Source organism: Streptomyces sp. NPDC048349 (assembly GCF_040651925.1).
GTDB lineage: Bacteria > Actinomycetota > Actinomycetes > Streptomycetales > Streptomycetaceae > Streptomyces.
This window is the reverse complement of record NZ_JBEZLA010000065.1, coordinates 24029-35749: the sequence shown is the minus strand read 5'-3', so window position 1 is coordinate 35749 and position 11721 is coordinate 24029. Positions and strand designations below refer to the sequence as shown.

The following is an 11721-nucleotide window of genomic DNA, read 5'->3' as shown; positions in this document are numbered from 1 at the left end:
GGCGCGGGGGGGGGCGCCCCCCCCGGGGGGCCGCGTTTGTATAACCCCCACCCCCCCCCCACGACCTGCGACTTCGAAAAGTCGGGACGACAGGATTTGAACCTGCGACCCCTTGACCCCCAGTCAAGTGCGCTACCAAGCTGCGCCACGTCCCGTTGTGCCTTCCACCTGGGGTTTCCCCCTGCTCGGCGGCACATGCAGAACATTACCCCACGCCGAGGGGTGTTCATGCACCGGTAATCGGCGCGGGCGAAGATGAGGGGGTGAACGCACGGGACCGGGACCGGGATGTCGAGGGGCGGGCGCGCAGTGCGCGGCCGAGGGACGGGCTGGGGCGGCCGCTGCCGTACGGCGTGGCCGGCGTGGAGCGCCAGCCCGAGGGGGTGGTGCGCTCGCCCGGGCAGACGGTCGTGGAGGCGCAGCGGCTGCTGGACGCCGGGATGCCGTTCCACGCGCACGAGGTGTTCGAGGACGCCTGGAAGTCGGGGTCCGAGGAGGCGGCGCCGCTGTGGCGGGGGCTCGCCCAGCTCGCGGTCGGGCTGACGCACGCGGCGCGCGGCAACGCGGTCGGCGGGGCGCGGCTGCTGCTGCGCGGGGCCGACGCCCTGGCCGGGCTGGAGGACGCGTACGGGATCGACGTCGCGGGGCTGGTGGGGTGGGCCCGGGAGCTGGCCGGGCGGGTGGCGGCCGGGGAACACGTCGACGCGGCGGCCGAGGCCCCCGGCCTGGCCGGCCCGCCGAACGCCCCCGGCGGGCCGCGCCGCGCCTGACCGGCGGCGGCCCGCGCGCCCGACTCGGTACGGTCCGCCATCGGCGTCACCGGCCACGCCCGCCCGGCTCTACGACGCGGCGGGCTCCAGCAGGTCCCAGCGGTTTCCGTACAGGTCCTCGAAGACGGCGACGGAGCCGTACGCCTCGTGGCGCGGCTCCTCGAGGAAGCGCACGCCCTCGGCCGTCATCCGGGCGTGGTCGCGCGCGAAGTCGTCGGTGTGGAGGAAGAAGCCGACGCGGCCGCCGGTCTGGTCGCCGACGCGGGAGCGCTGGGCCTCGTCCTTGGCGCGGGCCAGCAGCAGCGCGGCCTCCTTGGCGCCGGGCGGGCGGACCACGACCCAGCGCGAGCCGTCCGGGCGGGCGGTGTCCTCGGCGAGGTCGAAGCCGAGGGCGCGGGTGTAGAAGTCGATGGCCTCGTCGTAGTCGTGGACCACGAGGGCGGTCAGGGCGATGTGGGATGGCATGGCCTCATTGTGCGTCGAGGAGGACCACCTCCAGGGTGCGGGGGCCGTGCACGCCCTCCACGCGCTCGAGTTCGATGTCGCTGGTGGCCGAGGGGCCGGAGATCCAGGTCAGCGGGCGGGCGGGGTCGAGGCGTTCCAGAGCCTGCGGTACCGAGTCCACCACCTGGTCCGGCACGCGGACCACGCAGATGTGGTGCTCGGGGATCAGGGTGATGCGGCGCCGGCCCTGGTCGGGGCCGCCGTCGAGGACGATGGTGCCGGTCTCGGCGACGGCCAGGGCGCAGCCGGTGACGACGCTGTCGACCCGGTCGAGTTCGGCCGCGGTGGATCCGGCCCGGTCGTGGACGCGGGTCGGGTCGGCTGCCGCGAGCCAGTGCGGGGGCAGGGCGGGCGGGACGAGGACCGTCGTGGAGCCGCGTGCCGCGAGCAGCCGCATCAGCAGCAGCGGCAGGCCGTCCTCGTCCGTGCGGTGGACCTTCGCCCGGTATTCGGCGAGGTGGGCTGCGAGCAGGTCGGCGCTCTGGGCGGGCGTGCGGGTGCCGTGGACGCGGAGGTAGTCCCGGGGGACCTCCGTGTGCGGGGTGTCCGCCGGCAGGGCCCGGCGGATCCGGCCCAGGATGCGGTCCCTGCTGCTCATTGCGGGTTCCCCCGTTCTCGGGCCCACCAGTCGCGGAAGGACTCGGCGGGAAGGCGGGGCAGTTCGCGGGTGTCGGTCCACGCCCGGCCCGGTCCCGGCAGCCGGCGGGGGGCGAGCCGGCGGGCCCGGGCCAGCAGGCGCTCCCCCGCGCGCAGCGCGCCCGGCCGGTCCAGCAGCAGCCGGGCGGCGCGCATGGCGGCCCGTTCCGCGGTGTGGCCGTGCGCCGGGCGGAGCGTGACGCGGATGCCGTCCCGGGTCACGGGGCCGCCCTGGGCGACCCGTTCGCGCAGGTGGACGAGGACCTCGGGGATGTCGATGGCCACGGGGCACACCTCGTAGCAGGCCCCGCAGAGGGTGGAGGCGTAGGGCAGTGACGCGTCGATCTCGCCGGCGGTGCCGCGGAGTTGGGGGCTGAGGATGGCGCCGATGGGGCCCGGGTAGACCGATCCGTAGGCGTGGCCGCCGGCCCGTTCGTAGACGGGGCAGACGTTGAGGCAGGCGGAGCACCGGATGCAGCGCAGGGCCTGGCGGCCGACCTCGTCGGCGAGGGTGTCGGTGCGGCCGTTGTCGAGGAGGACGAGGTGGAAGGCGGCGGGTCCGTCGCCTTCGGTGGTGCCCGTCCACATCGTCGTGTACGGGTTCATCCGCTCGGCCGTCGAGGAGCGCGGCAGGGTCTGGAGGAAGATCTCCAAGTCGCGGAAGGTGGGGACGACCTTCTCGATGCCGACGACCGAGATGAGGGTACGGGGCAGGGTCAGGCACATCCGGCCGTTTCCCTCGGACTCCAGGACGACCATGGTGCCGGTCTCGGCGACCATGAAGTTGGCCCCGGAGACGGCGACTTTGGCCCGCAGGAACTTCTCGCGCAGGTGCAGGCGGGCCGCCTCGGCGAGTTCGCGCGGGTCGTCGCCCAGCGGCTCGGGCGCCGGGCGTCCCCACCGGCCCATCTCCGTGCGGAAGATGTCACGGATCTCGGCGCGGTTGCGGTGGATCGCCGGGACCAGGATGTGCGAGGGGCGGTCGCGGCCGAGCTGGACGATGAGTTCGGCGAGGTCGGTCTCGTACGCGGCGATCCCGGCGGCCTCCAGCGCCTCGTTGAGCCCGATCTCCTGGGTGGCCATGGACTTGACCTTGACGACCTCGCGCTCCCCGGTGGCGAGCACCAGCTCCGTCACGATGCGGTTGGCCTCGTCCGCGTCGGCCGCCCAGTGGACCGTGCCGCCCGCGGCGCTCACCGCGGCCTCCAGCTGGAGGAGGTAGCGGTCGAGATGGCGCAGGGTGTGGTCCTTGACCGCGCGGCCTGCGGCGCGCAGCCGGTCCCAGTCGGCCAGTTCGGCGACCGCGCGGGCCCGTTTGTCGCGGATGGTGTGGGTGGCGCGGCGCAGGTTGGCGCGCAGGACGCCGTTGCCCACGGCGGTGCGGGCCGCCTCGGGGAACGCGGGCATGCCGAGGAACGTGCCGGTCATGACGGGGGCTCCTGCTCGGTCGCGGCCAGGATCTCGGCGAGGTGCAGGGCCCGCAGCGGTGCGCCGGCGCGGCGCAGCAGGCCGTCCAGGTGGGCCAGACAGGAGGTGTCGGCGCCGCACAGCACCCGGGCCCCGGTGGCGGCCGCGCTGTGGATCTTGTCGATCCCGATCGCGGCCGATACGTCCGGGTTCTTGACGGCGAAGGTGCCCCCGAAGCCGCAGCACTCCTCGGCGCCGGGCAGCTCGAGCAGTTCCAGGCCCTTGACGGCGGCCAGCAGCCGGCGCGGCCGGTCTCCCAGCCTGAGGCCGCGCAGGCCGTGGCAGGAGGGGTGGTAGGTGACGGTGTGCGGGAAGTACGCGCCGACGTCGGTCACTCCCAGCACGTCGACCAGGAACTCGGTCAGCTCGTACACGCGCGGCGCCAGCCCGTCGGCGAGGGCGGCCAGCTCGCCGTCGCGCCCCTCCGCCGCCGCCTTCCGGCCGATGCGCGGGTACTGTTCGCGGACCATCGCGGCGCAGGACGCCGAGGGGGTGACGACGTACGGGTACCCGGCGAAGGCCTCGGCCGTGCGCCGCAGCAGCGGTTCGGCCTCGTGCCGGTAGCCGGTGTTGTACTGGGGCTGCCCGCAGCAGCTCTGGGCCGCCGGGAAGTCCACGGTGACGCCGAGCCGCTCCAGGAGGCGTACGACGGCGACGCCCGTGCGCGGGTACAGCGCGTCGTTGACGCAGGTGACGAACAGGGCGGCACGCATGAGGGGCAGAATAGCGGCGTGAAGAAGTTCTCAGTGATCGGCATAGGCGCGGGCGACCCGGACCATCTGACCCTCCAGGCGGTCAGGGCGATCGGCGCGGCGGACGCATTCCTCATCCTGGAGAAGGGCGAGGAGAAGGCGGACCTGACGGGGCTGCGGCGCGCGATGCTCGACGAGCACGCCCGTCCCGGCCACCGGCTGGTGGAGGGCCGCGACCCGGACCGGGACCGCACCCCGGCCGACTACACCCCGACGGTGGACGGCTGGCGCAGCGCGCGGGCCGAGCTCTTCGAGCGGTTCATCGCGGAGGATCTGGCGGAGGGCGAGACCGGGGCGTTCCTGGTGTGGGGCGACCCGTCGCTGTACGACTCCACGCTCGCGATCCTCGACGAGGTGCTGGAGCGGGGCCGGGTGGCCTTCGAGCACGAGGTGGTCCCGGGCATCAGCAGCATTTCGGCGCTGCTGGCGCGGCACCGGACGAACCTGAACAGGGTCGGGCGGCCGGTCCAGATCACCACCGGGCGGCGGCTGGCCGAGGGCTGGCCGCAGGACGTGGACGACGTGGTGGTGATGCTGGACGCGCGGCACGCCTTCACCGCGCACCTGGACCGGGACCTGTTCATCTACTGGGGGGCCTACGTCGGCACCCCGGACGAGATCCTGGTCTCGGGCAAGCTCGCGGACGTCGCCGGCCGGATCGAGGAGCTGCGCACCGAGGCCCGCGCCCGCAAGGGCTGGATCATGGACACGTACCTGCTGCGGCGCGACTGAGCCCTCACGCCGACAGGAAGGCGGGCAGGGCGGCGGCGAGGCGTTCGTACTCCTCGGGACGGTTGTAGACCTGCGCGCAGACGCGCAGGCCGCCGCCGCCCGGCCGGGGCCAGACCAGGACCCGGGTACGGAGCTTCGCCGCGATGTCCTCGCGCAGCGTACGGGCGGCCTCCTGGGTCTCGGCGAGGCCGCGCGGCAGCAGCAGGGAGCGCATCGGCAGGCCCGGGGTGTGCGGCAGGACGCTGAACCCGGGCAGCCGGGCGAGCAGGTCCGCGCCGTACCCGGCGAGCGCGCTGTTGTGGGCCCGTACCTTGGCGGCGTCGAGGCGGTCGATCAGGTCGAGGCCCTCGGGGGCGGCCAGCCAGCCGGTGTAGTCGGCGGTGGCCCGGTATTCGACCGAGCGGGGGAAACCCCGGTGGTCCTCCCAGGAGGGCACCAGGGCCCTGACGCGGGCCCGGTGGGCGGGGGCCACGGCGAGCAGGGCGCTGCCGGGCGGGGCGTAGCCCCACTTGTGCAGGTTCCCGAACCAGAAGTCCGCGCCGGCGGCGATCGGCTCGGCCAGCGTGCCGGGGGTGTGGGCCCCGTCGACGACGGTGGTGATCCCGCGCGCGGCGAGGTCGGCGAGGAGCCGGGGGCCCGCGACGAGGCGGGCCGTCGGCGAGCTGACGTGATCGAGCAGGGCCACCTTGGTGCGGGGCGTGAGCGCTGCCAGCACGGTCTCGCGGACGGCGTCCTCGTCGGGCAGCCGCGGGTCCAGGGCCACGGTGGTGACGGTGGCCCGGCGGGCGGCCGCCGCGGTCACGGTGCCGTAGCCGTGGTCGGTGACCAGGATCTCGTCGCCGTCGGCGAGCGGGATGGCGTCGAGGGCGAGGTTGGCGCCCTCGGTGGCGTTCGAGATGAAGGCAATGCCCTCGGGGTCCGCGCCGAGACGGGCTGCGATCGTGGCCCGGGCCCGGTCCAGGCGCGCGGAGACCCCGTTGAAGAAGGCGTCGGGGTCGGCGTGGGCCTCGGCGCGCAGCGCCTCCTGTGCTTCCTGGACGGGGACGGGGACCGCGCCGTAGGAGCCGTGGTTGAGGTGGGCGACGTCGGGGTCCAGCCGGAAGAGGGACCGGCCGCCGGGAAAGGCGGTCGGGGTGGACGGGATGGACGGCTCGGTCACGGTACCTCCGGGTGAGCGGTGCGGCGGGGCTGCTTCCGGATCATGCAAGGGCGGCGCCCGGCCCGACAAGGCCAATCGCGACAGGGTGGCCTGCCCCGGCCCGCCCGGTGCCGTGGGCCCGCCCGTACCCCTGCCGCTACCGGCCGCTGGTCGCCGCGTGGTACTGGAGGTCCTGGACCTCCACCGTGCGGTCCACCGGGTGCGGCAGCCGCACCTGCGCCCCGGTCTTGCCGCCACGCACCACCGCCGCCGAGGCGGCGCCCGTCTTCAGCGGCAGCAGCTCGGAGTGCACGCCCGCGGGGGCCTGGTGGGTGTCCTTCGCGGATCCGACGGCCGTCCGCACGACGGCGGGCTCGGTGAGGAAGCTGAGCACCTCCACCGTGTCCCGGGGCGCGGCGCTGCCCTTGCGCGGGGCCATCAGCAGCGACTGGTCGCCCGTCGGATCGGCGGCCGCGAACTGGGTGCGGGCGGTGAGGTACAGCGTGTCCCGGACGATCTTCGGCCAGCTGCCCGTCTTGAACCGGGTGAGGTAGTAGGAGGTCAGGTCCAGGTAGGCGTGGCCGTTGTGCAGGGAGGGTGCGAACTGGGTGCCTTCCGAGTAGTCGTTCCAGGTGGTGAGCTGCACCCAGTCGGCCCCGTCCTCGATCGCGTGCGTCCAGGTGGAGCGCAGGGTGGCGGTGTTGCCGGCCTCGTCGTAGACGCCCTGGTTGGGGCGCGCGTCCTGGACCGAGACGGGCTGCATCCAGATCTTGCCCAGGTCGTGCGCCCGCCGGACGTCCCGGGTGCTGCTCTCCTGCCCGACGTAACTGCGGCTGCCCCACTCGGAGAAGCCGTGGCTGATGGGGGCGAACGCGCCGTGGTGGGCGTCGAAGTCGAGGAAGAGCGGGACGAACGCGGTCCTGACGCCGTGCCGGGTGCGCAGGACCTCCAGGACCTCGGTCCACCACGCGGCGCTCTTCTCCTCCGCCTTGAAGGGGGAGACGACGAGCCGGCCGTCGGGGAGCCGGTGGGCGGCCGGGGCGTCGCCGAGCGTGGCGATCGCCTCGGCGAGGACGGCGGGATCGTCGGTCTTCAGCGAGGTCATGTCGGGCATCAGCATGATCTTGAAGCTGGGATCCACCGAACGGGCCGCCGCCATCAGCAGGTTGCAGCGGTCCCAGTTCCGGCCGGAGAGGGAGAGCACGTCGAGGGTGAACCCGTCGAGGCCCGCCGCCCGGGCGGTGCGCACCTCCTGCTGGAGGTTGGCGTACTCCCAGTCACCGGACTTCGGTTCGACGGGAAGCGGCCGGTCGCGCAGCAGGCCGCCGTACTTCCCGTGCTTGCCGCTCTCCCCGGCCGGGTTCAGGTAGTGGCGGGTGTAGTAGTCGCCGTCCGCGGGCGCGTTGTCGAGGGAGAGGGGGTAGGGGGTGAAGTAGTGGGCGAACACGAGCTTCTTGCCGGCCGCGCCGGAGCGCAGGACGGCCTGCTGGGGCAGGTCGAAGGGCAGGGCTCCGGCGGGGCGCGCCGCGCCCGTGCCGGCCGCGTCCCCGGGGGCGTCGCCGGCTGCCGCGCCCGGGGTGGGCGGCGGGGTTCCGGCGGCGGGGGGCGGGGCGGCCGGTGCGGGGTCCGCGGACGCGGCACCGGGGTCGCCGGATTGGGGGGCGTTGATCTCCGGGGCGGAAGCGCCGCGTGCGGACGCCGGGTCGAAGGGGTCCCAGGCGATGCCGGTGGCCGCGCACACCCCGACGAGGAGGAAGGCGGAGACGAGCAGGGTCAGCAGCGGCCTGCGGCCGCGGAATCCCGATCGACGCCGGTGCGACACCGGACGGCCCGCCCGCCGGCCCGCCCGCCGGCCCGTCCGCCGGTCCGTCCGCCGGTCCGTCCGCCGGTCCGCTGTCATTCTGGTCCCTCCCCCGCACGTGCCCCCGTCGGGGGGCTGCACAGCAGTAGAGCCCAAGATCGGCTTTCGGACAACCGTTCCCGGAATCAGACCCGGTCGGCGGCGATCAGCAGGTACTGGAAACTGCCGCCTTTGTAGGCCTCCAGGAAGGCGTCCTCGATGCCCGTGGTCAGGGCGGAGCGGCCGCGCAGCTCCCAGTACGGGATGGCGGCGGCCGTCAGGTCCACCACGCCGACGGGAACGAGCCGGTGGGCGGCGAGCTCCTTGAAGTAGGTGCTGCGGGGATGGACATGGCAGATGTAGTGGGCGTTGATCTCGCTGACGGCCCGGGAGGGGAGCCCGTAGGCGTCGTTGTAGCAGCCGGTGATGGTGACGTAGCGGCCGCCGCGGCGCAGCAGCCTTGCGTGCTCGGCGAAGAGCAGCGCGAGTTCGACGTACATGGTGCTCTCGTTGTTCCAGATCGCGCTCATGGAGCCCGCCGGGAATCCGGTGTCGAGCATGTTCCTGAAGTGGAAGCGGACCTCCTGCGCGACCCCGCGCTGCCGGGCCTGCTCGTTGGCGAAGGCCACCTGGGATTCGGAGATGGAGATGCCGTCCACCCGGCAGCCGTAGCGCTGGTGGGCGACGAAGCTCCCGCCGCCGCGGCCGCAGCCCGCGTCCAGCACGCGGTGCCCGGGCCCGAGGTCCCCGAGGTGGTCGGCGAGGAGGTCCGCCTGGGCGCATTCGAGCCGGTGCAGTTCGCGTACGACGCGCTCCTCCCGGCTCGACTCGGGGCCGTCGAGCACGCTCCAGTCGGCTTGGCCGATGCCGTAGTGGTGGTGGTAGGTGCCGTCGACCTCGCCGAGGCGGAGGTTGACGGGGTTCTTCTCCTGGTTCCAGTAGGCGGCCACGGACCGCTGGTAGCGGCTGGTGAGGACGCCGGTCCCGGGAGCGTCCTGGGAGGGGGTCATGACGGGTGGGTCCTTTCGGCTGCTCGGCACGGGCTGGGAAGGCTAGGAACGGGCGGCGGCGATGTCGGCGTTCTCCAGGATTCCGATGGCGTCGGGGACCAGGATGGCCGCCGAGTAGTAGGAGCTGACCAGGTAGGACATGACCGACTTCCGGTCGATGCCCATGCAGCGGACGTTGAGGCCGGGTTCGATCTGTTCCGGGATCGCGGCCGGGCGCAGGCCGATGACGCCTCCGTTGTCCTCTCCGGTGCGCAGGGCCAGGACGGAGCTGGTGTGGCCGCCGACGACGGGGATCTTTCCGCAGGGCAGGACCGGGATGCCGCGCCAGGACGGCATCTGCTTCCCGTGGACCTCCACGGTGTCCAGGGCGAGGCCGCGCTTGTTGCACTCGCGGAAGAACGCGGCGATGGTCTTGGGGTGCGCGAGGAAGAACCGGGTGCCGCGGCGCATGCTGAGCAGGTCGTCCATGTCGTCGGGGGTGGGCGGGCCGGACCAGGTGCTGATGCGCTGTCCGTAGTCGGCGTTGTGCAGCAGGCCGAAGTCGCGGTTGTTGAGGAGCTCGGACTCCTGGCGTTCGCGCATCGCCTCCACCGTCAGGCGCAGTTGCTGCTCGAACTGGTTCATCGGATCGTTGTAGAGGTCGGCGACCCGGGTGTGGATCTGCAAAACGGTCTGGGCGAGGCTCAGTTCGTACTCGCGCGGGCGCAGTTCGTAGTCGACGAAGGTGGCGGGCAGCCGGGCCTCGCCCGCATGGCCGGAGGAGAGCTCGATGTCGGCCTCGCCGCGCCGGTTGACAGGCCGGCGGCCGTTCTCCACGTACTCGTCGAGGTGGGTGCGCAGACTCGCCGCGCGGCCGAGCACCTCCAGGAAGGAGCTCCACCGCAGCACCATGACGGTGCCGGCGGTCGCGGCCCGTACGCCGTACCCCCACCGCGGGTCGGCGCGGCCGAGGGCGTCGTCGCCGAGCTGGTCGCCGTCGGCCGCCACGCCGAGGAGTTCGGCGCCGCCGTACTTGCCCTCGGCCCGCTTCTCGAAGCGGCCGTGGGCGATGACGAACACCTCGTCGACGGCGGCTCCCGCCTCCACGAGCACGTCGCCGGCGCGCAGGTCGCGCTTGACGAAGCGCCCGGCCAGATCCTCCAGGACGGCCGTGTCCCCGTAGCCCTTGAGGGCGGGCAGTTCGGTGAGGGTGGGGGCGAGGATGCGTACGTCGTCCGCGCCCGTCTGGACGAAGGAGACCCGGCCGCGGCCGACGGCATGGGTCAGGCGTCGGTTGACGCGGTAGGTGCCGGCGCCGAGGTCCACCCAGGGCAGCATGCGCAGCAGCCAGCGGGAGCTGATGCCCTGCATCTGGGGCACGGACTTGGTGGTCGTCGCGAGGTTGCGGGCCGCGGCGGTGCTCAGGCTCAGCTGCCGGTCGTCGGCGGGGGTCAGGGGTGGCTGCGCCTCTGCGGTCATGCGGGGTTCCTCCCTGCGTCGGTCGCGCGGAGCGTGCTGCACGCCCACCGTGGGGCGCCGGGTGTCGCGTGCGGTAGCCGGACCGGCCCGGGCGTCTGTTGAAAATCCGGCCCGGTTGAAGCCCTGCACTCCTGTACGAACGGCCGGGCGCGCGCAGGGCCGTACGGGCTTTCAACGGCTCCGGATCTTCAACAGGCCCGGTCCTCCCGGCCCTACCGGATCCGGGGCCGGCGCGCGCTCCATGGGTGGGTGTGCCGACCCGCAGGAGGACCCATGGACCGCGCACCCTCCCACGCCCCGGGCCGCCCCCGCGCGGCCGCCGCCGACCCGGCGCAGGTCGTACGCCGGCTGCTCGAAGGCCGCAGCGGCCTGGGCACCGCGCCGACGCGACCCGCCCCCGGCGCCCGCCCCGCCCCCGACCCCTCCCGGGGCACGGGCACGGCCACCGGCACGGGGATCGTCATCCCCCCGCTGTACTGCCCCGACGCCGTCCGGGACGACCCGGCGCTGGCCGACGTCGTCAACGACCGGCTCGTCCTGTGGGCGGCCGAGACCGGGATCTACGCGGGCCGCCTGGACGCCCTGCGCGCCTGCCACTTCGGCCGCCTGATGATGCTCGCGCACCCGGACTGCGACGACCCCGACCGGCTCCTCGCGGCCGCCAAGTGCGGCCTCTCCGAATGGTCCGTGGACGACCACTGGGCCGACGCGGGCGAGGACGCGGACCCCGGCCTGCTCGGCCTGCGCACGGCCCTTGCGCACGCCGTGGTCGACCCGGTGCGCCTGCCGGCGGGGTACGAGCGGTGGTTCGAGGAGCGGGTGGCGGCCGAACCGGTACTGCGGGCCTTCCGCTCCAGCCTGGAGCACCTCGCCGCGTTCGCCACCCCGACCCAGGTGACCCGTCTGCGCTACCAGCTGGCCGTGATGTTCGTCGGCTACAACCACGAGGCCGAGTGGCGGATGTCCGGGCGCCGGCCGCCGGTCTGGGAGTACCTGGTGCACCGGTACGAGAACGGTTTCTTCCCCTGCATGGTGCTGACCGATCCGGTCGGCGGCTACGAGGTGCCCGCGCCGGAGTTCGCGGACGCCCGGGTCCGGCGCACGTACATGTACGCGGGGGTGGCCACCTGCCTGCTCAACGACCTGTACTCGATGGCCCGCGAAGACCCCGACGACACCAATCTGCCCCGCCTGATCGCGGCCGAGGAGCACTGCTCCCTCCAGGAAGCGGTGAACCGTACGGCCGCGGTCCACGACGAGGTGATGCGCACGGTCGAGGCGGAGTCGGCCGCCCTGGCTGCCCTCGGCTCACCGGCGTTGGGCCGCTTCCTGGAGGGGGTCTGGAACTGGATGGGCGGGGCGAAGGAGTGGCACGCCACGACCCCGCGGTACCACGGGCCCGCCTGACGGACGG

11 protein-coding genes and 1 tRNA gene are annotated in these 11721 nt (G+C 73.8%); 3 read left to right on the top strand and 9 right to left on the bottom strand.

The genetic code is table 11. The features are described 5' to 3' along the window. Nucleotides 1–81: 81 nt before the first annotated feature. Nucleotides 82–155: transfer RNA gene (locus AB0D44_RS28460), tRNA-Pro, on the bottom strand. Nucleotides 156–263: 108 nt separating this feature from the next. Here AB0D44_RS28460 and AB0D44_RS28455 point away from each other — a divergent pair. After that, nucleotides 264–770 (top strand): DUF309 domain-containing protein, encoded by a 507-nt coding sequence (locus tag AB0D44_RS28455; RefSeq protein WP_362596075.1) that lies wholly within the window; start codon nt 264–266, stop codon nt 768–770. A gap of 69 nt (nt 771–839) precedes the next feature. Here AB0D44_RS28455 and AB0D44_RS28450 read toward each other — a convergent pair whose 3' ends face one another. Genes AB0D44_RS28450 through AB0D44_RS28435 form a run of 4 tightly spaced genes read right to left on the bottom strand, consistent with a single transcriptional unit; the run spans nt 840 to nt 4090 of the window. Beyond that, on the bottom strand, nt 840–1235 hold the full coding sequence (locus AB0D44_RS28450) for a VOC family protein (protein WP_362596073.1): 396 nt from the start codon (nt 1233–1235) through the stop codon (nt 840–842). Between the two features lie 4 nt (nt 1236–1239). Continuing rightward, a complete protein-coding gene (locus AB0D44_RS28445; protein WP_362596071.1) occupies nt 1240–1872 on the bottom strand; it encodes an LUD domain-containing protein in 633 nt (210 codons plus the stop codon). Next, the gene (locus AB0D44_RS28440) at nt 1869–3338 is read right to left on the bottom strand and encodes a lactate utilization protein B (protein WP_362596069.1); all 1470 of its coding nucleotides are present in this window, start codon (nt 3336–3338) and stop codon (nt 1869–1871) included. Before AB0D44_RS28440 ends, AB0D44_RS28445 begins: the two co-directional genes overlap by 4 nt. Then, complete coding sequence (locus AB0D44_RS28435; RefSeq protein WP_362596067.1) at nt 3335–4090, bottom strand: (Fe-S)-binding protein; 756 nt, start codon at nt 4088–4090, stop codon at nt 3335–3337. The genes AB0D44_RS28440 and AB0D44_RS28435 overlap by 4 nt, the downstream gene beginning before the upstream one ends. Before the next feature lie 18 nt (nt 4091–4108). Between AB0D44_RS28435 and cobF the strand changes: the two genes are divergently transcribed. Then, nucleotides 4109–4861 carry a precorrin-6A synthase (deacetylating) gene (cobF, locus tag AB0D44_RS28430; protein WP_362596065.1) on the top strand — a complete coding sequence of 251 codons (753 nt, stop codon included), beginning with the start codon at nt 4109–4111 and terminating at the stop codon, nt 4859–4861. Nucleotides 4862–4865: 4 nt separating this feature from the next. On the opposite strand, the gene AB0D44_RS28425 is transcribed toward cobF, so the two are convergent. From AB0D44_RS28425 to AB0D44_RS28410, 4 genes are all read right to left on the bottom strand, one after another. Then, the gene (locus AB0D44_RS28425; protein WP_362596063.1) at nt 4866–6020 is read right to left on the bottom strand and encodes an aminotransferase class V-fold PLP-dependent enzyme; all 1155 of its coding nucleotides are present in this window, start codon (nt 6018–6020) and stop codon (nt 4866–4868) included. A 136-nt stretch (nt 6021–6156) separates the two neighbouring features. Next, nucleotides 6157–7899, bottom strand: a complete 1743-nt coding sequence (locus tag AB0D44_RS28420; protein ID WP_362596061.1) for a glycoside hydrolase family 71 protein — start codon at nt 7897–7899, stop codon at nt 6157–6159. Nucleotides 7900–7985: 86 nt separating this feature from the next. Beyond that, nucleotides 7986–8849, bottom strand: coding sequence for a geranyl diphosphate 2-C-methyltransferase (locus AB0D44_RS28415; protein WP_362596059.1), 864 nt, complete (start codon nt 8847–8849; stop codon nt 7986–7988). Between the two features lie 42 nt (nt 8850–8891). Beyond that, a complete protein-coding gene (locus tag AB0D44_RS28410) occupies nt 8892–10307 on the bottom strand; it encodes a family 2B encapsulin nanocompartment shell protein (protein ID WP_362596057.1) in 1416 nt (471 codons plus the stop codon). A 273-nt stretch (nt 10308–10580) separates the two neighbouring features. On the opposite strand from AB0D44_RS28410, the gene AB0D44_RS28405 reads away from it, so the two are divergent. Continuing rightward, on the top strand, nt 10581–11714 hold the full coding sequence (locus AB0D44_RS28405) for a family 2 encapsulin nanocompartment cargo protein terpene cyclase (RefSeq protein ID WP_362596055.1): 1134 nt from the start codon (nt 10581–10583) through the stop codon (nt 11712–11714). Nucleotides 11715–11721: the final 7 nt, after the last annotated feature.

What these genes read in the sequence shown, in the direction of transcription:
- AB0D44_RS28450 (WP_362596073.1), bottom strand. Translation starts at nt 1,235, where the DNA reads ATGCCATCCCACATCGCCCTGACCGCCCTCGTGGTCCACGACTACGAC.
- AB0D44_RS28445 (WP_362596071.1), bottom strand. Translation starts at nt 1,872, where the DNA reads ATGAGCAGCAGGGACCGCATCCTGGGCCGGATCCGCCGGGCCCTGCCG.
- AB0D44_RS28440 (WP_362596069.1), bottom strand. Translation starts at nt 3,338, where the DNA reads ATGACCGGCACGTTCCTCGGCATGCCCGCGTTCCCCGAGGCGGCCCGC.
- AB0D44_RS28435 (WP_362596067.1), bottom strand. Translation starts at nt 4,090, where the DNA reads ATGCGTGCCGCCCTGTTCGTCACCTGCGTCAACGACGCGCTGTACCCG.
- AB0D44_RS28420 (WP_362596061.1), bottom strand. Translation starts at nt 7,899, where the DNA reads ATGACAGCGGACCGGCGGACGGACCGGCGGACGGACCGGCGGACGGGC.
- AB0D44_RS28415 (WP_362596059.1), bottom strand. Translation starts at nt 8,849, where the DNA reads ATGACCCCCTCCCAGGACGCTCCCGGGACCGGCGTCCTCACCAGCCGC.
- AB0D44_RS28410 (WP_362596057.1), bottom strand. Translation starts at nt 10,307, where the DNA reads ATGACCGCAGAGGCGCAGCCACCCCTGACCCCCGCCGACGACCGGCAG.
- AB0D44_RS28405 (WP_362596055.1), top strand. Translation starts at nt 10,581, where the DNA reads ATGGACCGCGCACCCTCCCACGCCCCGGGCCGCCCCCGCGCGGCCGCC.